The organism is Dyella sp. RRB7, assembly GCF_022761115.1.
GTDB lineage: Bacteria > Pseudomonadota > Gammaproteobacteria > Xanthomonadales > Rhodanobacteraceae > Dyella.
In genome coordinates this window covers 392,176-413,376 of sequence record NZ_JAKWJS010000001.1, presented here as the reverse complement: position 1 = coordinate 413,376, position 21,201 = coordinate 392,176, and the positions used below count along the sequence as shown (strand labels likewise).

Sequence of the window (21,201 nt, the reverse complement as noted above, 5' to 3'; positions counted from 1 at the left end):
GCGGCGCCTTGTTTCTCTGTAGGAGCTAGCGTTCGTAGCGGTAGTTGAGGCTCGCGCGGCTGAATTCGGTGGCGTTCTGCGCCTCGAAGCTCCAGCGGCCGTTCAAGCGATAGCGCAGGGTGATCACCTGGCCGGGATCGAACAGGCCCACGCCGTAGCTCAGGTAGAGGCGCGGCGACAGGTATTTGCCCACGGTGAAGGCCGAGCCACCGCTGAGCGCATCGCTGCTGCTCACGCCGATGTCGTCGACGCCCAGGCGCGAGCCGATGCTCTTGGCCAGCAGGTTGCCGGTGGCCGAACCCAGCGCCTGTGCCGCCGCGCCCACCATGCTGCCTTCGCCGCCCTTCACTTGCGACAACGGCTTGCCGGTGACCAGGTAGGACAGCGCATCGGACTGTTCCATCACCGGCTGCGAGAACACGGTGAGCACCGGGCGCTGCGCGGTGCCGGCCACGTTGAGCCCCACCTGCTGGCCATTGTCGATGGTGGCATTGGGGTTGAGCTTGCGTACGGCACGGATGTTGAGGCCGGGGTTGTCGATCGGGGTGCCCGCGAACAACAGCTGGCCGCGTTGGATCTGCAGGTTCTGGCCGTAGGCCTTGTAGGTGCCGTCCACCTGGATCTGGCCCTGGCCGCTGGTGGGACGTCCCGGGCGCTCGCTCACGACCAGCTGGCCATGCAGGCGTCCGTCCAGGCCCATGCCGACCAGGTGCGCCTTGTTGCCCAGCTTCACCGTGACCGTGGCGGTGATCGGCATCCGCACCGCTTCTTCCTGGCGTCGCTGGTCATCGACCACGACCACGTCCGGCGAGGCCTTGGTGGCGCCGGCGCCCGGCAGCTTGTCCAGGTTCACTTCGGCGCTGTCGAGGGTCACCGCGCCGGTGATGTCCAGCCCGTTGGCGCTGTGATGGACGGCGAGATCGGGCGAGACGGCGACCTTGGCCGAGGGGATGTCGATCACCCGCACGTTGCTGCCCTTCACCGACAGCACGCTTTGCGCGTCGCTGCCCAGCGAGGCGGTGCCTGCCAGCAGCAGGCTGCCGTCGCCGGAACGCAGGCTGCCATCCAGGCGGAAGGTCTTGGCGTCGTTGGTGGTCACGCTGACCTGGCCCTGGTCCAGCTTCAGGCCCATCGCGGGGATTTCCGCGGCGAAGTTGCTCAGCGTGGCCTGGCCGGTGATGGCCGGTTGTTCGAGCGTGCCCGCGAGGGCGAATTCGCCGCCAAGGGCGCCCTTGGGGTTGACCACGGCGGTGGTGAATATCTCCAGCAGCGCCAGGTTGGTGACATGCAGCGAGACGTGGCCGGAAAGTGCCTGCTGCGCGCCGCTGAGGGTGGCCTGGCCGTCCAGACGTCCATTGTTGGTGAGGCCGGCATGCAACTCGATATGTTGGCTGGAAGGACTCAGCTGGGCATTGAGCGCGAGATGGTCGTAGGTGAGCAGCGGCTGGTCGGTGCGGTCGGCATAGGCGATCACCCCATGCGCAGAGGTGATCGATGCCGTTCCGTTCAACGCGCCTGCCGTATTGCGGCGGACACTGCCGCTGCCTTCCAATGACCCATCCACCTGCATCGGCACCTTGCTGTCGCTGATCGCGCTCATCAGCAGGGCAATCGGCAGGCTGTGCAGGCGATAGCTGGCGTCCAGGTTGCCGGCCTTGTCCTGCCTGGCGGCGGAGCACAGCAGCGGTTCGCCGGCCGTAAGACACAGCTCGGACAGGTTCATGACACCGTCGTTGTACGACAGCTGGGTGGATTGCTGCAGGCGCCAGCGCGGCAGTCCGGCGAGGTCGATGTCGAGGGTGGACAGCGTGCCGCTCCAGGCCGAGCCCTTGAGGCTGCCGCTGAGCGCGAGATCGGTGGACAGCGGTGAGCCCCGCGCATCCAGGGTAAGGCTGTGCCGTGCCGCCGTGCCGTCACCTCGCAGGTTGACCTGGGTGAAGGCCAGCCCGCCCGCATTCACGCCCGTGGCCTGCAGATCGAGCTTGCCGCCAGGCTGGCTGAGGTCGGGCAGGTTGGCGAGCAGGTGCAGGCTGTCCACATGCTGGCCCGCATAGCTCAATGCCTGTCCCTGCACCTTGGCGTCGACCGCCAGCTTCGGCTGCCTGCCGCGCACGTGGATGGTGCCCTGCAGGCGGCCGGCGGCATCGGGCAGCCAGTCCGCCAGCGTGGCCACGGCCAGCGTGACGGTGATGTTGTTGCTGCTGCCCGGCTTGGCCTCGATGGTGGCGTCGCTGCCGCCCGAGAGCAGGTGCAGCTTGCCATCCACCACGCCTTCCGGCGGCAGGTGCAGCTTGCCGTCGCCGTGCACGATGCGATCGCGCAGGTGGCCGTCGAGCTTACGGATGTCCAGGGTGACGTCGGGATGATCCTGCGGCAGCGTTCCCTGCGAGGCGATATCGAAATCCAGCGAACCATGCCATTGGGCCAGCAGGTGTCCGGGATCGAACTTGCTGGCGGTGGCCTGCAGTTGCCATCCCAGCACCGGCTGCAAGGTGAGTACGCCCTTGGCCTGCAGGTTGCCCGGCGCCTGCTTGACGGTCAGCGAGTGCAGTTCGATCCGCTTCGGCGTGCCGTCGAGGTCGAGCGACACGTCGGCCAGCTGGCCTTCCGCGCCGATGGCCAGTTCGCTGCTGGCGTGGAACTGCTCCGGGGTGCCCTTGGCGCTCAGCCGGCCATGGCTGAGCAGGCGCTGCCCGGCCAGTGCCTCGGGCAGTTCCACGCCGGTCCAGTCGACGGCCAGTTCGGCGGCGAGTGGCTTGGCATCCAGCTGCAGCGTGCCACGCGCGGTGACATCACCCTTGAACTGGGGTGAGCCGAGCGCGAGCTGTTCGATGGTGAGCGTGTTGAAGTCGTCACTGAAGCGCGCACTCAACGGGTGCAGCAACAACTGATAATCGTTGAGGCCCAGTTGCCCGTTCAGCGTGGCGCGGTGGCGGTCGCCGTTGCCTTCGAGCGCCACCGCCAGCCCATGCAGGGCACTGTCGCCCAGCAGCGGCTTGGGATCGAAGCGTGGCGCATCCAGCCGCGCCGTCCAGGCGTAGTCGCCGCTTTGCGCCAGCTGCAGCTGCAGGCGGGCGGCCATCGGCTGGGCGAGTTGCAGATCGACCGTGGCTTGCCTGCCATCGCCATGCGTCTGCAGCGTGCCGGCATAGCCGATGCCGCCGACGGTCCAGGCGAAGCCTGCCTTGCCGTCGCCGCGGTAATTGCCCGCCACCACCAAGGTGCCGTTGAGGTCGGCATGGCCGTCCGGCGCGCGCAGCGCCAGCTGGCGCAGTTCGATGCCGCGCTGGGTCCAACCGCCCGCCAGGTCGAGCGAATCGGAGGCGAACAGGGTCTGGCCATCCTGGATGATGCGCGCCGTGCCCAGGTGCGCCCGGTCGAGCAGCATGTCGAACGGCGGCTTCCACCAGGCGCTGTTCTCGCTGGGGGGCTCGTCCGGCTTGCTCTTGGGCAGCGTCACCGCCAGGCCGTCCGCGTCCAGGTCGAGCACATGCAGGCGCTTGCGCAGCAAGGAAGCGGCGCGCAGGTCGAGATGCGCGCGCGCCAGTTTCACTTCCAGGCCGTCGCCATCGGCATAACGCACGCCGGTGAGATCAAGCGGGCCGACCAGGCGACCTTCGGCCGATTGCACGCTGACCGCGCCGTGGGTGAGGCCTTCGGTACGCGCCAGCGCAAAGCGCAGGCCCGACGATGTGCCGAGCAACCACAGGACGGCCGCGCCCAGCAGCAGCAACACCACCAGCACGCCCAGCAGGCTCCAGCGGACCCAGTGACGCCGCCGCTTGGGCGCGGCGGCGGGGGGCGGGGCGGGCGTGGCGGAAGTCATCGCGGCGTTCTCACAGATCCGGGCCGATCACGACGTGAAGTTCCACGCCATGTTTATCGGAATTGTCCACCGGCGTGCCCAGATCCACCCGGATCATACCCACCGGCGACAGCCAGCGTACGCCCAGGCCGGTGCCCAGCTGGGGGCGATAGTCCGTGCCATTGAAGGCGTTGCCGGCGTCCACAAACACCGCCATGCCCCATTTGGGGGTGAAGTAGTGCTCCACCTCGGTGCTGCCCACCAACAGGTTCTTGCCGCCGATCACGCGGCCGTAGCTGTTCTCCGGGCCGATGCTCTGGTAACCGTAGCCGCGCACCGAGCGGTCGCCACCGGCGAAGAAGCGCAACTGCGGTGGCAGGTCGGCAAAGTCGTCGGTCCAGGTCATGCCGGCCGAGCCGCGCAGGATCAGGCGGTTGTTGTCCCAGAACGATTTGATCCATTTGGCGTCCGCCGTCACCTGGCTGAAGCTGGTGGTCGACAGGAACGGGCCCAGCGTGCTGCGCGCGGCAAGCGTCAGCGACCAGCCATTGCGCACGAAGATCGGGTTGTCGCCGGATTTGCGCGACAGCGAAATCTCCGGATAGAACAGGTTGCTGCGGCCGTGGTCCACGCCCGGCGCGTTGTCCGATTCGCCGTTCCGCTGGCCCACGGTGAAGGTGCCATCCAGCGCGTGGAGTCCGATGGTGCGCACCCAGCCGTACCACTGGCGCGTCTCGTTGGCGACGACTTCCAGCGTCTTCGAATGCGAGGTATCGGTGTCGGAGTCGCGGTAGGTGGCGCCGTAGTTGAAGCTGCGCTGGTTGGGGCCGGGCATGGGCACGGAGTAGAGCGTGGACAGGGTCTTGAGGTTCTGCGCCAGCACCAGCTCGTTCTTCCACTTGTGGCCGCGGCTGTTCACCCAGCGCCGCTCGCTGCCCAGCCGCACGCCGAAGCCGGTATCGGTGCCGAAGAACGGGCCGCCGGTGTAGACGGTGCGCTTGGCCGGCACCAGTTCCACCTTGACGTCGACCACGCCGTTTTTCTTGTCGTCCACGTCGGGCTGCACGTTGACCACGGCGAAGTAGTCGGCGCCGTTCAAGGCCTGCTGCAACTGCAGCAGCTTGTCCTGCACGAAGTAGTCGCCGGCCTTGAACGGCACATAGCGCTGCAGAAAGCCGGGGCGGAACTGCGAGCCCTCGAAATGCACCTGGCCGAAGCGGTAGCGCGGGCCGGCCTGCCAGGCCAGGTGGATGACCGCGCTGCGTTCGCCACGGTTCACCTCCACCCGGTGGGTGACCAGCCGCGCATCGAGAAAGCCGTTGGCGGTGAGCGCGCCGCTCAACGCGTCGCGGTCGGCATCGTACACGCCGTGGTCGAGCGTCTCCCCCTTCAGATTTTCGATCGCGCGCTGGGCACGACGGATGGCGGGGATCGCCGCTGCCGTGGCATCGAGTTGCAGGTCCACCGCGGTGATCTTCACCGGCGTGCCGGGGGTGACGTGCAGCGTAACGCGCCAGTTGCCGCCGACCGGGTCCAGCTGACCCTGCACGCTCGCCTCGTAATAGCCGTACGGCTCCAGCGCGCTCTTGGCCTGGTCGATCGCCAGGCCGTAGAGGCGCTTGACCTGCGCTTCGGTGACGTCGCGGTTGGCGTACTGCGAGATATCCACGCCCGAGCTGACCGCCAGTTTCAGCGGATCGTCCACGCCATCGACCACCAGCTGTACGCCCGCATGCGCAAGCAGCGGGGCCAGCAATAGCGGCAGCAGCGTCAGGCGTCGAAGTCGGCGCATGCGATCCTGTTCCGTCCTGGAAGTGGCAGCGTGCGCGCATGGGCAACACGCGGGGTCCAAGCTTAGCCCATCAATCGCCGGGTGCCGATGAATGGCACCTGGCGGAACCGGTGTGCATCAGCCTGCCTTGTCGCCGGCCTTGTGCGCGATCCATGCGCCGACCACGGCCGACACGTACGGAATCGACTGCGCCGCCAGGATGAACATCCACAGCGTGCCTTCGACATAGTGCGTGCCAAAGCGCAGGCCCATGCCGATGACGCAGCACAGCAGGGCGACCGCCATCAGCAGTTCCTCGCGCACCGGCGCGAAGGCGGCGAAGTTGCTGCCGCCCAGGCGTCGGCTCTTGGCGGTCACCACGAACGAGGTCTTCTCGCGGGTAAGACCATGCAGGATGCCGCGCGCGATGGCGTGCGACAGGCCCATGCTGGCCAGCGAGGCCATCAAGGTGTCGTACCAGCCGCAGGGGACGCGGGCGCGGTACAGCACGATGCCGAAGATGGCCTTGGCGAAGAAGAAGCCGATCACCGGGATCAGGAACAGCTGCATGGGCAGGCTGAACAAGGTGGGGAAGGCCACCATGCCGGCGGTCCAGAAGATCGCCATCATGGTGAAGATCAGGTGCAGCGCATCGGCGAACCAGCTGAACCAGCCGGTGAGGAAGTGGAAGCGCTGTCCGCCCGAGAGCGGGCCCTTCTTGGTCATCCAGTCCCAGCGGCCCTTGAGGATCTGCATGGCGCCGAAGGCCCAGCGGTAGCGCTGGCTCTTGTACGCCTTGAAGTCCGCCGGGGTGAGGCCCTTGCCCATCAGCTCGTCGACATAGACCAGCTCATAGCCGGCGTGCATCAGGCGCAGGCCCAGCTCGGCGTCCTCGCAGATGGTCCATTCCGACCAGCCGCCGGTGCCTTCCAGCGCAGAGCGGCGCACCATGGTCATGGTGCCGTGCTGGATGATGGCGTTGCGCTCGTTGCGATGGTGCATGCCGATGCGGAAGAAGCCGTCGTACTCCCACGCGGTCATGCGGCGGAAGCGGTTGTGCTCGAAGTCGCGGTGCGCCTGCGGGCACTGCACCACGGCCACCTTCGGGTCGTGGAAGTAGCCGGTCAGCGAGGACAGCCAGTCTTCGCGCACTTCGTAGTCGGCGTCGATCACCGCCACCACGTCGGCGCGCGGATCGGTTTCCTTCAGGCCGAAGTTCAGCGCGCCGGCCTTGAAGCCCGGCCACGGTTCCAGGTGGAAGAAGCGGAACTTGCTGCCCAGCTTCTCGCAGTAATCCTGCACCGGCTTCCAGATCGCCGGGTCCTTGGTGTTGTTGTCGATCACCAGCACTTCGTAGTTCTGGTACTGCAGCTTGGCCAGCGAATCGAGCGTGACGAACACCATCTCCGGCGGCTCGTTGTAGCAGGCCAGGTGGATCGACACGAACGGCTGCTTCTCCACCGGATCGGGCGTGAGCAGGCCGGCATGGCGCACCCAGTTGCGGCGCCACAGCACTTCGGTGAACTCGAAGCCGTTGATCAGCAGGATGGCGAGGATCGCGATCTGGGCCGGGAACAACAGCACCAGCATGGTCCAGTCGATCCAGCTCAGGTAGAAATTGAACGGCAGCGTAGCCGACCAGGTGATCAGGCCGCAGGCCAGCTGGATCAGCGCGCAGAAGAAGAACCGCCCCATCAGCTTGAAGCGGCTGTAGTGGCGCGCGAACCAGATCATCGGCAGCAGCGCGAGCAGGCTCGCCGCCAGCGCCTTCCACGGCCAGCCGGTGTCCTCGGTCACCGGGCCGGTGAACGGGAATTTCGGCTGGCGGTCGGCATTGAACATGCCCCAATAGGCTTCGGTACGGCCGGAGAGCTTCTCCTTCCAGGGCTGGTCGAACGCCTCCATCACGTAGTAGTCGATGTTCTCGCGCTTGGCCGTGTTGAACCACGTGCGCAGGAAGATCGCCTCGTTGGACACCGACGGATCGGCGTACTTGTAGCGGTCACCGTTCGACGGCCAGCCGATTTCGCCGATCACCACCGGCTTGTTGGGGAACATCTTCTTGAGCGCCTCGTAGCTCGCCAGCGCGTCCTTCACCGCCGGGTAGCCATCGAGAGGATCTTTGTTGCTTGGGATGCCCGTGGCGGCGATGCCGTTCCAGTAGGGGAACAGGTGCACCGTGATGAAGTCCACGTGGTTGGCCAGCTCGGGGTACTTGACCCAGATGTGGAAGGGCTCGGCGATGGATACCGGCTGGTGCAGCGCCGCGCGCACGCGGTCGGCGTAGGCCATCAGCTGCTCGGGCGGCACGTCGTTGCGGAACAGCACCTCGTTGCCCACCAGCACGCGGGTGACGGCATTGGGATAGCGGCGCGCCTGCGCGATCAGCGCCTCGATTTCCTTTTCATTGTTGTCCAGGCGGCGGTCGATCCAGGCGCCGGCCAGTACGTCCATCCCGTCCTTCTCGGCCAGGCGATAGACCTGCGGGTTCTGCAGGGTCGAATAAGTGCGGATGCGCGAGGTGTAGTGGCTGAGCAGCTTCAGGTCGCCGTCGATCTGTTCCTCGGACGGGAAGTCGTTCTTGAACGGGCTCTGGTAGCGCTGGAAGGCGGACAGCGCGAAGCCGCTGATCGGGCCCTTCCAGTCCTCGGGGCCGTGGGGCAGGTTGCTCCACCACCACAGGCCGATATTCATGGCCGCCACGATCAGGGCGAGCAGGATGGCTGCGAGCAGCGGGTGCCGACTGTCGTGGGTGGTTGGTGTAGCGCTCAAAACGATCCCCGTGGCTGCCTCACACGAGGCCGAAAAGCGTAAGGAGCTTAACCATGCAGGGCATTTCGCTCAATAAAAGAAGCGAAAGATGGTCAGCCCGAGGTCAGGCCATACGGTTTTGCGCGGGGTTTTCGCGGTGGGATGTTCAAGGGCCGTGACGATGGTGGCCGGTCATCCGGGCAGGACGGTGCAGCGGAAACCCGGCGGGCCCCCTCGTGGATGGGACTAGGAGAGGGCCGCCGGGCGATGGCAAGGTGACTTACTTCAGCAGCGAACGCAGCATCCAGGCGGTTTTCTCGTGCTCCTTCAGGCGGCCGGTGACGATGTCGGCGGTGCCTTCGTCGCCAGCCGCGTCCGCTGCCTTGATGACCTCGCGCGCGGTATGCGCGGCGATTTCGTGGCCTTCGACCAACTGGCCCACCATGTCCTTCCAGTCCGGCACGCCCGACTCCTCCTTGATGGTGGTGAGCTTGCCGAACTGGCTGTAGGAGCCAGGGGCGAACACGTCCAGCGTGCGGATGCGCTCGGCGATCTCGTCGGCGGCCAGCCACAGTTCGTTGTACTGCGTCTCGAACATGGTGTGCAGGCTGTTGAAGTGCGGGCCGGTGATGTTCCAGTGGAAGCTGTGGGTCTTCAGGTACAGCGAATAGGTGTCGGCCAGCAGCTTGGAAAGGTGTTGACCGATCTGTTCCCGGTCCTTCTTGGCGATACCGATGGAAATGGCCATGGCTTGCTCCTTGGGAGAGTGGTGGGATGGAAGCTGGTTCGAGCTTAGTCAGCCGTTACATCGCGGGGAAATGAATCCTGCCGATGTTGGCGATAGATCGAGGCTATCGCCGGCACTCGACCGTGCGCTATCAACCAGTTGATGGCGCTGGCCCGGTCATTCGAGGGGCTCGCGGCAAACTGCCACGCCATGGCCGCCCATCGGCGGGGCATGCCGCGGCGCCGGTGTCGTCGAACCTCCGGGCGCTTGTATGGCGGGCCAGCAGTTATCATGTGCGGTCCGATGACCCATGCCGCCGCCAACGCCGCCTCCGCGCCAGACGCACGCCTGCGTCCGCTGCGCCAGGCACTCGATACCGTGTCCAGCCGCGACTTCGGCCGCCTGCTGGGCCGTTGGCGCGAGCTGACGCGTCGCTTCGACGAGAAGAAGCTGGCCGCGCTGGGGGCCGATATCGAGGCCTCCGCCGCCAGGCGCCGGGCCCGCGTCGAGGCCAAGCCGGCGATCCGGCTGGACGAATCGCTGCCCATCACCGCCCGTGCCGACGAGATCGTCGAACTGATCCGCAAGCATCAGGTGGTGGTGATCGCCGGCGAGACCGGCTCGGGCAAGACCACCCAGCTGCCCAAGCTGTGCCTGGCCGCGGGGCGGGGCGAGGCCGGCATGATCGGCTGTACCCAGCCGCGCCGGCTGGCGGCGCGTTCGGTGGCGCGCCGCGTGGCCGAGGAACTGGGCACCCAGCTGGGCGACCAGGTCGGTTTCCAGGTGCGCTTCAACGACCAGGTATCCGAACGCAGCCTGGTCAAGTTCATGACCGACGGCATCCTGCTGGCCGAGACGCAGGGCGATCCCTGGCTGAGCGCCTACGACACCATCATCATCGACGAAGCGCACGAGCGCAGCCTCAATATCGATTTCCTGCTGGGCTATCTGAAGCGGCTGGCGGCCAAGCGGCCCACGCTGAAGATCATCGTCACCTCGGCCACCATCGACACGGCGCGCTTTGCCGAGCATTTCGACGGGGCGCCCATCGTCTCGGTGGAAGGGCGCACGTATCCGGTGGAGGTGCGCTGGCGTTCCGTGGACGACGTGGCCGCGAGGCGTGGCCAGCGGGCAGGCGACCTGCAGCAGGGCAGTGCCGACCATGTGGCCGCCGTGCTGGATGAGATCACCCATGACGACCCGCGCGGCGATGTGCTGATCTTCCTGCCGGGCGAGCGCGAGATCCGCGACGCGCACCTGCTGCTGTCGCGCCGCCAGTATCGCGAGACGGAAGTGTTGCCGCTGTATGCGCGGCTTTCCGCCGGCGACCAGGATCGCGTGTTCAAGCCGGGCACCAAGCGTCGCGTGGTACTGGCCACCAACGTGGCCGAAACCTCGCTGACGGTGCCGCGCATCCGCTACGTCATTGACACCGGGCAGGCGCGCGTGAAGCGCTACAGCCAGCGCAGCCAGCTCGAACGCCTGCACGTGGAGCCGATTTCGCGCGCCGCCGCCGACCAGCGCAAGGGGCGTTGCGGCCGCGTGGGTCCCGGCACCTGCTATCGCCTCTACGACGAGGCCGATTATGCGAGCCGCGCGGCATTTACCGATCCGGAACTGCTGCGCTCGTCGCTGGCCAACGTGATCCTGCGCATGCTCGCGTTGCAGTTGGGCGAGGTGGATCAGTTTCCGTTCCTCGAAGCGCCCGACCCGCGCGTGGTGGCCGATGGCTACCGCCGTCTGGCCGAGATATCGGCGATCGACGATGCGCGCCGGCTGACGCCCATCGGCCGCACCGTCGCCAAGCTGCCCATCGATGTGCAGCTGGCGCGCATGCTGGTGGAAGCGGAAAAGCTGCACAGCCTGCGCGACCTGCTCACCATCGTGTCCTTCCTCAGCATCCAGGACCCGCGCGAGCGCCCCGCCGACGCACGCCAGCAAGCCGATGCCGCGCATGCGGCGTTTGCCGATCCCAAGTCCGACTTCGTGGGCGTGCTCAATCTGTGGCGCGAATACGGCAAGGCGCATGAAGAACTGACGCAATCGAAGCTGCGCGACTGGTGCACGCGGCATTTCCTCAGCTTCATGCGCATGCGCGAGTGGCGCGAGCTGCATCGGCAGCTGTTGCTGGTGGTGCAGGAGCTGGGCTGGAGCCTGGAAGCGGCGACGCCTTCTCCCCTGCGCGGAGAAGGCCGGGACGAGCGGCCGGCCTCGCGAGGTGCGGCAAAGGCAAAGGTGGCCGCCGTGCGCCCAAAGGGAGGGGAGAGTCAGGATGACGAAGCCGCTCGCCACTACGAAGCCATCCATCGCAGCCTGCTCGCCGGCTTGCCCACCCAGGTGGGCCACAAGGACGAGAAGGGCGTCTATCGCAGCACGCGCGAGCGCCGCTTCCAGGTGTTTCCCGGCTCGGCCTTGTCGAAGGTGCCGCCGAACTGGATCTTCGCCGCGCAGATCCTCGACGTCGGCGGACGCGTGTGGGGCATGGCGTGTGCCCGCGTGGAGCCGCTGTGGATCGAGCAGCAGGCGGCGCATCTGCTGCGTTCCTCCTGCCGCGATCCGCACTGGTCGCGCAAGCGCGGGCATGTGGTGGCGTACGAGCAGGTCAGCCTGTTCGGGCTGACCCTGGTCGAGCGCCGGCCGGTCACGTTCCAGCAGCAGGACCCGGCCCTGGCGCATGAGATATTCCTGCGCGAAGCGCTGGTGCGTTGCGATATCGATGCGCGCGCCGATTTCATCCGAGCCAACCAGCGCGTGCTGGAGGACGCGCTCGGCATCGAAGCCAAGCAGCGCCGCGAGGGGTTGTTGCGCCACGAGGACGAGCTGGTCGGCTTCTTCGAAGGCAAGCTGCCCCAGGACATCGCCGACAGTCGGGCGCTCGACGCGTGGTATCGCAAGGCGCGCCCAGCCGAGCAGGCCGCCTTGCGCTGGTCGCTGGACGATGTGATGAGCGGCGGGGCGGGGCTCGACCCGAGGGCTTTCCCGGCGTCACTGGAGGTGACGCCGCAGAAGTACCGCCTGGAATACCGTTTCGTGCCGGGCGACGATGCCGACGGCGTCACCCTGCACCTGCCGCTGGCCATGTTGAACGCCTTGCCGGCGGCGCGCTGCGAATGGCTGGTGCCTGGCCTGCTGGCCGAAAAGGTGGCCGAGCTGATCCGTGGCCTGCCCAAGGCGCTGCGGCGCAACTTCGTGCCCGCGCCGGATTTCGCCCGCGCCTTCGTGGAAGCCGAGGCGCCGCGCGACGAGCCGCTGGCCAAGGCGCTCGCCGCGTTCCTCAAGCGGGCCACGGGTGTCGACGTGTCGGCCGCGGAATTCGACGCGGTAGAGTTGCCCGCGCATTTCCGCATGCGTTATCGCCTGCACGACGAGAACGGCAAGACCTTGGCATCCGGGCGCGATCTCGCCGCCCTGCGGGCGCACTGGGAAGGACAGGCGCGCGAGGCGTTCTCGCGCAAGACCGATGTCGAGCTGACCCGCGAGGACATCGCCAGCTGGGATTTCGAGGAAATCCCCACGCAGGTGCGTTCGAGCGGCGGCCTGATGGCGTATCCGGCGCTGGTCGATCTGGGCGAGACGGTGGCCTTGCGTGTGTTCGAGCGCAGCGACGAAGCGCGCGAAGCACACCGGCAAGGCGTCGTGCGCCTGCTGCGCAACGCGCTGGCCAGCGACATGAAACAGGCACGCCGGCGTTTGCCGGTGGGCCATCCGCTGGCACTCAAGTACGCGCCGCTCGGCGGCGTCGATGGACTGCGCGAGGATCTGGTGGAAGGCGGTTTCAGCGATCTGCTGCAACGCCATGCCCTCGATGTGCGTACGGCCGGCGCCTTCGAGGCGTTGCATGCCCAGGCCGCGCGTGAACTGTTCGCGGCGGCGGTGGAGCGGCTGAAACTGGCCGAGCCGATCATCGAGGCGCAGGCCGAGCTCAAGCCCTGGCTGCAGCCGCCGCTGATGGGCTTTGCGCGGGCCAGCTACGACGACCTGCGCGAACAACTCGATGCGCTGCTCACGCCGGGTTTCCTGCGCGAGCTGCCGACCTCGCGGCTGGCGCACTATCCGCGCTACCTCAAGGCGATGCGGCTGCGCGCGGAACGTTTGCGCCAGGACCCGGCCAAGGACCAGCAGCGCCTGCTGCAGGTGCTGCCGTTCTGGCGCGAGTACCTGAAGCATCGCGCCGCCGGCAGCGAAGCGCTGGAAGAACTGCGCTGGCTGATCGAGGAATGGCGCGTGTCGCTGTTCGCGCAGGAATTGAAGACGGCCGAGCCGGTTTCCGCCAAGCGGCTTACCCGCGCGCTTGAGGTTCTACGGTAGGAGCGCACCCGGTGCGCGCCTACCAGAAATGGCCTCTTATTTGATGCGCACCACGCTGGTGGTGTCGTTGCAACCGTCCACGGCTGCCATCCAGTTACCCATCAGCGAGCGACGGATGGTCACCTTCGGATTGGTGCTGCTCATGCACGAGATTCGGGTACTGTCAGCCTGCTTCCACACCTGGCCATTGTCCAGGGTGAACTCGCCGTGGCCGTTGAAACCGGCAAATTCGCCCTGCACGCGGGCCTGGATCGGGCCGGCTTTTTCCTTGCTGGGGTAGAACACTGGATTGCCTTCGGTATCGATCACCTTGGTGGTGACCTTGGCGTGCCCGCTCAGCCAGTTGTCGAGGTTCTTCAGCTCATCCGGCGAAAGCTTGTCCAGGCCGGCGGCCCTGAACTCTTCGGGGGACATGCGCTGTTGCAGCGGCACGTACTGGTCGGTGGCCAGGGCAGCCATGGGAACAGCAAGGGCGACACTCATCAGCAACGGCAACAGACGGACCAGACGCATGGGGCAATCCTCTCGGACAAAGGGAAGAAACGTCGCCGGCGCAGCATACACGGCATGAACCGCCGGTTCATGCGCGAAGCAGGCGAACGGGCCGGGCTGCACTAGAATGGCCACATGGTCCAAGCCGTCACCCAACCCAGTTCCGGTCTGGCCGAATGGCAACATCGCGCCGGCCAGGTGCCGCCCGTGCTGGGGGAGGCGCTGGAGGCGTGCGCCTCGCATCCGGTGAACCAGGCCGAATGCGTCGATGTGCTCGACCTGCTGGCCATGCTCGGCTGCGACGCGCAGACCCAGGCGGCGGCGCTGTGGTTCGAGGTGGCGCGCATCGATCCGGCATTGTGGGCCCAGCGGGAGCCGGGCCTGCCGCCCGAGCTGCAGCGCCTGGTCGGTGGCCAGGTGGCGGCCGAGCGCGTATGGGCGCTGCACGCCCAGCACGGTGCGGACCATGGCGCCGAAGGCCTGCGCCGCCTGCTGCTGGCGATCATCCGCGACCTGCGCGTGGTGTTCATCCTGCTGGCGCGGCAGCTGGCGCGCATGCGCGCGGCGAGCGCACTGCCGGAGGCCGCGCGCCAGCTGCTGGCGCGGCTCACCCAGGACATCCACGCGCCGCTGGCCAATCGCCTCGGCATCTGGCAGCTCAAGTGGGAGCTGGAAGATCTCGCCTTCCGCTACCTGCACCCGGAGACCTACAAGCGCATCGCGCACCTGCTCGACGAGCGCCGCAGCGACCGCGAGGAATTCATCCGCGAATCGCTCGACGTACTGCATCGCGCGCTCGATGCCGCCGGCATCCGCGCCGAACTGGCGGGGCGGCCCAAGCACATCTATTCGATCTGGAAGAAGATGCAGCGCAAGGCGCTGGAGTTCTCCGATCTCTACGACATCCGCGCCGTGCGCGTGCTGGTCGACAACGTGGCCGACTGCTACGGCGCGCTGGGCGTGGTGCATACATTGTGGCCACACCTGCCGGGCGAATTCGACGATTACATCGCGCGGCCCAAGGGCAACGACTACCGTTCGCTGCACACGGCGGTGATCGGCCCGCGCGGCAAGACGCTGGAAGTGCAGATCCGCACGCACGAGATGCACCGCATCAACGAGCTGGGCGTGGCCGCGCACTGGCGCTACAAGGAAGGCGGCAGCGGCGACAGCGAGTTCGAGGCGAAGATCGCCTGGATGCGCCGCCTGCTCGAACCGCGCCCGGACAGCGAGGGCGACCTGGCCGCCGAGCTGCACACCGAACTGCTGGAAGACCGCGTCTACGTGCTCACGCCCAAGGGCGAGGTGGTGGACCTGCCGCATGGTGCCACCGTGCTCGACTTCGCCTATCACGTGCACACCGAAGTGGGTCACCGCTGCCGTGGCGCCAAGGTCAACGGCCGCATCGTGCCGCTCACCTACCAGCCGCATAGCGGCGACCGCGTGGAAGTGCTCACCGCGAAGGTGGCCGAGCCCAGCCGCGACTGGCTGTCGGCGCATCACGGCTACCTGCATACCTCGCGCGCGAAGGAAAAGGTGCGCACCTGGTTCCGCCGCATCGCCCACGACGCCAACCTGGCGGCCGGCCGCGCGATGTTCGAAAAAGAACTCAGGCGGCTTGCGCTGCCGGCGGCGGACGTGGCCAAGCTGCCCGCGCACTTCCATCTGAAGACGCACGACGATCTGCTGGTGGCGCTGGCGCTTGGCGAAGTGGCCCCCGGCCAGATCGCGCGCGTGCTGCAGGAGGCGGCGGCGCCCCCGGTGGAGACGCCGCCGCCCGCCGCCGCCCGCCAGCTGCCGCGCGATCACAGCGCCCTCAGCATCGAAGGCGTGGGCAACCTGCTCACCACGCTGGCGCGCTGCTGCCAGCCGCTGCCGGGCGATCCGGTGCGCGGCTTCGTGACCCGTGGGCGCGGCGTCTCGGTGCACCGGGCCGACTGCGTCAGCCTGGCCCGGCTGGCGCGGCGCGATCCCGACCGCGTGATCGACATGGAGTGGGGCAAGGCCTCGGTCCAGGCCTACGAAGTGGAGATCGAGCTGCGCGGCTACGACCGCAAGGGCTTGCAGAAAGACGTCACCGGCCTGATCAGCAACGAGGGCATCAACATCGTGGCCTCGTCCAGCCGGCTGTTCGCCCACACCGGCGAAGTGGAGATGCGTTTCACCTTGCGTGTCCGCGATTTCGAGCAATTGTCCGGATTGCTGGCGCGGCTGGTGGCGCTGCCCAACGTGGTCGATGCCCGCCGCGTCAGCGCCGGCTGAACACCGTGCGTTGGAGGACGGGTGATGACGCGGTGCAATGCTAAGCTGCGGTGGTTCCATCCCCCATCTTCCTGAGCCCATGAACGGACGCAAAGACCAGCACGACCACGGGTCACCGGGCCGCACCGAACCCACCCTGGGCGATCTCGACCATCTGGATGCGCCGGCGCCGACGGGGGCCAGGCGTGACGACGGCCTGCCGCAGCTCACCCTGCAGCCGGACCAGCGCCGCAAGGCGCCGCCGCGCCCCGCGCCGCGCCAGCGTCGCCGTGGCTGGTTGATCCCGCTGGTGCTGCTGATCGTGATCGGTGCCGGCACCACGCTCTGGATGGAACAGGACAAGCTGCGCGGGCTGGTGCCCAGCACCGAGCTGGACGGGGTGCTCGGCCGCGCCGAAACGGCGCTGCAGCAAGGCCACCTCGACGGCAACGATGGCACCAGCGCGCGCGAACTGTTCGAAGCGGCGCGCGCCTTGCAGCCGGACAACGACCGCGCCCGCGATGGCCTGCGCAAGGTCGGCATGGCCGAAGTGGCGCGTGCCGACGCCGCCCTGCAGGCCGGCAAGCTGGACGAGGCCGACCAGGCGCTGGCCACTGCGCGCGAGCTGCTCGGCGGCGGCGCCGATGTCGATCGGCTTACCCAGGCATTGGCCAGTGCCCGCAATGGCTCGGTGGAAACCGAGCGGCTGATCGAACAGGCCCAGCAGGCCTTCGACGCCGGCAAGTTCGATGGCGACGACGGCGCCGGTGCCCTGTATCGGCGCGTGCTTGCGGCCGACCCTGGCAACGCCGTGGCCGCCCATGGCCTGGACAAGGTGGGCGACGCGCTGGCCGGCCAGGCACACAAGGCGCTGGACGCGGGCGACCGCGCCACCGCGTCGGCGCTGGTCGACAAGCTCGCCGCGCTGCTGCCCAACTACGGTGAGCTGCCGGCACTGCGCGCCGCGCTGGTGCAGGTGGACCAGCAGGACAACGGCGCCCTCGCCGACGCCCTCAAGCAAGGCCAGGACGCCCTGCGCGCCGGCCGCATCGCCGGTGCCGGCGACGATACGGCGCTGGCCCACTTCAAGGCCGCGCTGGCGCTCGATCCCGACAACGCTGATGCCAAGGCGGGTCTTGGCCAGGTGGCGCAGGCGCTGATCGTGCAGGCCGATGCGGCGCTGGACGGTGGCGATACCGCCCAGGCCCGCAAGCTGCTCGACCAGGCCGCCGAACTGGCGCCGCGCTCGGCCGAGCTGGCCGCGGCGCGCGCCCGCATGGGCGATGCGCGCAAGACCGCGGCGGCCCAGGTCGCCGGCGACATCGCGGCGGACAGCGACGATTCGCTGCAGCATCCGCTGCTCACGCCGCAGCAAAGCGCCGAGCTCGCCCGCATCATCCAGCACGCGGACGCCGCCGCCCGCGCGGGCAAGATCATGCTGCCGCCCGGCGAAAGCGCCTATGACCTCTACCGGCAGGCGCTGGCCATGGACGGCAACAACGAAGCAGCCCGCCATGGCCTGGAAACTTTGTCCAACCTCGCCATCGGCCAGTTCAACCAGGCGCTGGCCAACGGCAACCTGGGCGTGGCCAGCGATCGCCTGGCGGACCTGGGCGATCTCTCGCCGGGCGACGCCGGGCAGAGCCAGCTGCGCCAGCGCCTGGCCGGCGCCTGGATGGATCAGGCCGAACAACAGCTGCAGAGCGGCGACCGTGCTGGTGCGGCCCAATCCTTGGACAGTGCGCGCAAGCTGGCGCCGGGCAACCCGCGGCTGGCCGCGCTGACCGCGCGCCTGCAGGCCGGTTCCTGAGGCTTTACCCGTGACGATCCTGGTATTTGGGGCCAGCAGCCAGATTGGCCGATTCCTGCTGCCGCGCCTGCACGCGCGCGGCGAGCAGGTGCTGGCATTGAGCCGGCGGGCACATGCCGACGTCCCCGGCGTCACCTGGCTGCAGGGCCGGCTGCCGGGCGAGATCCCGCTGCGCGAACGGCCATCGGCGGTGATCAGCTTCGGGCCGCTGCTGCCGTTCGCCCAGTGGCTGGCCACGGCCGCGCTGGCGCCAGCGACGCGCATCATCGCGACCAGTTCGATGAGCGCCGAATCCAAGCAGGCCTCGGACGTGCCCGCCGAGCGCGTTATCTCGCAGACCCTGCGTGACGGCGAGGCGGCGTTGGCCGCGGCGAGCGAGCGTCTTGGCGCCTTGTGGACAGTGTTCCGGCCCACGCTCATCTATGGCGCCGGCCTGGACAAGAGCCTTACGCCGATCGCCCACCGTGCGATGCGCCTGCGCGTCTTTCCCTTGCCGGCCGGTCGCGGCCTGCGCCAGCCGGTGCATGCGGACGACATCGCCGCCGCGGTGGTGGCCGCGCTCGATCATGCCGAGGCAGCCGGTCGCGTGCTGCCGCTGGGCGGTGGCGAACGGCTGACGGCGGGCGAGATGTTTGCCCGGGTGCAACAAAGCCTGCCGGTGACGACCTTGCCGGTACCGCTGCCGGCCTGGCTGCTGCGCGCGGGACGCCATGCGGTGCCGCGCCTGCGCGGCCCGCTGACCCGGCTGGAGGCCGACCTGATCGCCGACAACCGCGAGTTGCAGCGCCTGCTTGGCATCTCGCCCCGCCCGTTCCGTCCCGACGCGGCCTGCTGGCTGCCGTCCGGCGGACCCTGAGGCCGCCACGACGCAGCCCTTCCGGCGCCATAAACCGCGGCCTGCGTTCAGATGCCCGCCGGGCGGCAGGGCCTATGATCGCCCAGCCTTCCTGTTCAGGATTCTCTCTCCTTGGCCTTCTTGACCCGTCTCCGTTCGTTTGCCGCCGCCGCGTGGCCCTGGGTGCGCATACCGTTCTGGATCTGCATGGGTCTGCTGTTCGGCTTCGTGTTGCCCTACACGCTGGTGCTGAACAAGCGCGTGCAGGATCGGTTCAACGACCTCGTTTTCGCGGTGCCCACCCGCGTCTATGCGCGCCCGCTGCCGCTGGCCGCCGGCACGCCGATGACACCCGCCGCGCTGGAGCTGGAGCTGACCTTCGCCGGCTACAGCAATGACGGCCATGGCCAGGTGGCCGGCACCTGGCTGAAGGACGGCAGCACCTACACCATCGCCTCGCGCGGCTATGCCGGGCCCGATGGCGGCGAGTTGCCCAAGCGCATCCGCGTGGCGCTGGGCAAGGGGCAGGTGGCCAGCGTGAAGGATGCCGCCAGCGGCAAGCCGGTCGAGCTGGCGCATCTGGACCCGGCCCGCATCGCCACGCTGTACGGCGCGCAGCAGGAGGAACGCCGCATCGTGCGCCTGCCCGACGTGCCGCCGCTGCTGCTGGCCGGGTTGCAGGCGGTGGAGGACCGCGACTTCAAGCATCACTTCGGCATCGACCTCACCGCCATCCTGCGCGCCTCGTTCGCCAACCTGCGCGCGGGCCACACGGTGCAGGGCGGCTCCACGCTGACCCAGCAGCTGGTGCGCAACCTGTTCCTCGATCGCGAGCAGAATTTCTCGCGCAAGTTCAACGAAGCGCTGATGTCGATCCTGATCGAGGCGCACTACGACAAGAGCCGCATCCTCGAGGCCTATGTCAACGAGGTGTTCCTCGGCCAGCAGGGCAGCCAGGCCGTGCACGGTTTTGCCGCGGCGTCGGAGTTCTACTTCGGCCGCCGCATGGAAGACCTCAAGCCGCAGGAAATGGCCTTGCTGATCGGCATGGTGAAGGGGCCGAGCTACTACGACCCGCGCCGCTATCCCGACCGCGCGCTGTCGCGCCGCAACCTGGTGCTGGACCAGTTCGTGGAAACCGGCCTGCTCAATGCCGACCAGGCCGCCGCCTACAAGGCGACTCCGCTGGGCATCGTCAGCAACGGGCAATTGCCGCATAACCGTTTCCCCGCCTTCATGCAGCTGGTGCGCGCGCAGATCACCAGTGATTTCGACGACGACACGCTTTCCCAGGGCAACCTCAGCGTCTTCACCACGCTGGACCCTGCTGCGCAGCTGTATGCGGAGCAGGCCATCACCGCCACCACCGGCAGCCTGGGCAAGCGCGGCGACGCGGCGCAGGCCGCGGCGGTGGTGACCGAAGCGCAGACCGGCGCCGTGCTCGCCATCGTCGGCAGCAAGGAGCCGGGCGACCAGGGCTTCAATCGCGCACTGGATGCACGTCGCCCGATCGGCTCGCTGGTGAAGCCGCTGGTGTACCTGGTCGCGCTGGCCAATCCGCAGCGCTGGAACCTCGGCAGCCCGGTCGACGACTCGCCGATCAGCATGCGCCAGCCCGACGGCAGCTACTGGACGCCCAAGAACGACGAGGGCGATTCCCACGGCGAAGTGCCGATGATCGACGGGCTGGTGCATTCGTGGAACCTGGCGACCATCAACCTGGGCATGAACGTGGGGCTGGCGCGCATCAAGGCCTTCCTCGAATCGTTCGGGCTCACCGACGTCAATCCCAGTCCGTCGCTGCTGATCGGCGCGCTGGACATGTCGCCGCTGCAGGCCACCCAGCTCTACCAGTACATCGCCGCCGATGGCCATGCCTTGCCGCTGGTGGCGGTGCGCGGCGTGGTCGACGAGAAAGGCCAGACCATCAAGCGCTATGAAGTGAAGATGGGTCCGGGCGAATACCAGCCGGCCGTGCGCCTGGTGACCTGGGCCATGCAGCAGGTGGCGCGCTCGGGCACGGCGGCATCGATCGGCAGCTCCGGCCTGGCCTACCTCAATGCCGCCGGCAAGACCGGCACCAGCAACGACATGCGCGACAGCTGGTTCGCCGGCTTTACCGGCGACCACCTGGCGGTGTTCTGGATGGGCCGCGACGACAACAAGCCCAGCGGCCTGTATGGCGCCACCGGCAGCCTGCGCGCCTGGCAGGAACTGTTCCGCAAGCTGCCCACGCGGCCGTTGTCGGCGGCCCCCGGCGAGGGCCTGGAAATGGCCTGGATCAACACGTCCGACGGCAAGCGTTCGGAGGAGGGCTGCGAGGGAGCGCGTCAATTGCCGGTGGTCGCCGGTACACTGTCGCCAGATGCCGAGGGCTGCTTCTGGCAGCACGTCGGCAACCTTTTCGGCGGCGGTGAGCAGACCCCGGCGCCGGCTTCCACCGCACCAACCCGAGATTGAT

The 21,201-nt window shown here is 68.0% G+C and carries 10 protein-coding genes; 5 read left to right on the top strand and 5 right to left on the bottom strand.

Features of this window, described 5'->3' with window-relative positions; translation table 11 throughout:
- Nucleotides 1-25 precede the first annotated feature (25 nt).
- The 4 genes from MJ606_RS01995 to MJ606_RS01980 all read right to left on the bottom strand — a co-directional run bounded on the left by MJ606_RS01995 (nucleotide 26) and on the right by MJ606_RS01980 (nucleotide 9,075).
- The gene (locus MJ606_RS01995) at nucleotides 26-3,826 is read right to left on the bottom strand and encodes a translocation/assembly module TamB domain-containing protein (protein ID WP_243047738.1); all 3,801 of its coding nucleotides are present in this window, start codon (nucleotides 3,824-3,826) and stop codon (nucleotides 26-28) included.
- 10 nt (nucleotides 3,827-3,836) lie between these two features.
- A complete protein-coding gene (locus MJ606_RS01990) occupies nucleotides 3,837-5,597 on the bottom strand; it encodes an autotransporter assembly complex family protein (protein ID WP_243047737.1) in 1,761 nt (586 codons plus the stop codon).
- A 117-nt stretch (nucleotides 5,598-5,714) separates the two neighbouring features.
- A complete protein-coding gene (locus MJ606_RS01985) occupies nucleotides 5,715-8,348 on the bottom strand; it encodes a glycosyltransferase family 2 protein (RefSeq protein WP_243047736.1) in 2,634 nt (877 codons plus the stop codon).
- Between the two features lie 259 nt (nucleotides 8,349-8,607).
- Nucleotides 8,608-9,075 carry a Dps family protein gene (locus MJ606_RS01980; protein WP_243047735.1) on the bottom strand — a complete coding sequence of 156 codons (468 nt, stop codon included), beginning with the start codon at nucleotides 9,073-9,075 and terminating at the stop codon, nucleotides 8,608-8,610.
- A gap of 282 nt (nucleotides 9,076-9,357) precedes the next feature.
- Between MJ606_RS01980 and hrpA the strand changes: the two genes are divergently transcribed.
- Nucleotides 9,358-13,362 carry an ATP-dependent RNA helicase HrpA gene (hrpA, locus tag MJ606_RS01975; RefSeq protein ID WP_243047734.1) on the top strand — a complete coding sequence of 1,335 codons (4,005 nt, stop codon included), beginning with the start codon at nucleotides 9,358-9,360 and terminating at the stop codon, nucleotides 13,360-13,362.
- Nucleotides 13,363-13,398: 36 nt separating this feature from the next.
- On the opposite strand, the gene MJ606_RS01970 is transcribed toward hrpA, so the two are convergent.
- Nucleotides 13,399-13,875, bottom strand: a complete 477-nt coding sequence (locus MJ606_RS01970; RefSeq protein WP_243047733.1) for a hypothetical protein — start codon at nucleotides 13,873-13,875, stop codon at nucleotides 13,399-13,401.
- Between the two features lie 114 nt (nucleotides 13,876-13,989).
- On the opposite strand from MJ606_RS01970, the gene MJ606_RS01965 reads away from it, so the two are divergent.
- The 4 genes from MJ606_RS01965 (at nucleotide 13,990) to mrcB (ending at nucleotide 21,200) form a co-directional block, all read left to right on the top strand.
- A complete protein-coding gene (locus MJ606_RS01965; RefSeq protein WP_243047732.1) occupies nucleotides 13,990-16,116 on the top strand; it encodes a bifunctional (p)ppGpp synthetase/guanosine-3',5'-bis(diphosphate) 3'-pyrophosphohydrolase in 2,127 nt (708 codons plus the stop codon).
- Between the two features lie 79 nt (nucleotides 16,117-16,195).
- Nucleotides 16,196-17,905 carry a hypothetical protein gene (locus MJ606_RS01960; RefSeq protein WP_243047731.1) on the top strand — a complete coding sequence of 570 codons (1,710 nt, stop codon included), beginning with the start codon at nucleotides 16,196-16,198 and terminating at the stop codon, nucleotides 17,903-17,905.
- Nucleotides 17,906-17,915: 10 nt separating this feature from the next.
- Nucleotides 17,916-18,761, top strand: a complete 846-nt coding sequence (locus MJ606_RS01955) for an NAD-dependent epimerase/dehydratase family protein (RefSeq protein WP_243047730.1) — start codon at nucleotides 17,916-17,918, stop codon at nucleotides 18,759-18,761.
- Between the two features lie 111 nt (nucleotides 18,762-18,872).
- Nucleotides 18,873-21,200, top strand: a complete 2,328-nt coding sequence (gene mrcB, locus MJ606_RS01950) for a penicillin-binding protein 1B (RefSeq protein ID WP_243047729.1) — start codon at nucleotides 18,873-18,875, stop codon at nucleotides 21,198-21,200.
- Nucleotide 21,201 lies beyond the last annotated feature (1 nt).

Coding starts and splice junctions, on each gene's coding strand:
- MJ606_RS01995 (WP_243047738.1), bottom strand. CDS start 3,826: ATGACTTCCGCCACGCCCGCCCCGCCCCCCGCCGCCGCGCCCAAGCGG.
- MJ606_RS01990 (WP_243047737.1), bottom strand. CDS start 5,597: ATGCGCCGACTTCGACGCCTGACGCTGCTGCCGCTATTGCTGGCCCCG.
- MJ606_RS01980 (WP_243047735.1), bottom strand. CDS start 9,075: ATGGCCATTTCCATCGGTATCGCCAAGAAGGACCGGGAACAGATCGGT.
- hrpA (WP_243047734.1), top strand. CDS start 9,358: ATGACCCATGCCGCCGCCAACGCCGCCTCCGCGCCAGACGCACGCCTG.
- MJ606_RS01970 (WP_243047733.1), bottom strand. CDS start 13,875: ATGCGTCTGGTCCGTCTGTTGCCGTTGCTGATGAGTGTCGCCCTTGCT.
- MJ606_RS01965 (WP_243047732.1), top strand. CDS start 13,990: ATGGTCCAAGCCGTCACCCAACCCAGTTCCGGTCTGGCCGAATGGCAA.
- MJ606_RS01960 (WP_243047731.1), top strand. CDS start 16,196: ATGAACGGACGCAAAGACCAGCACGACCACGGGTCACCGGGCCGCACC.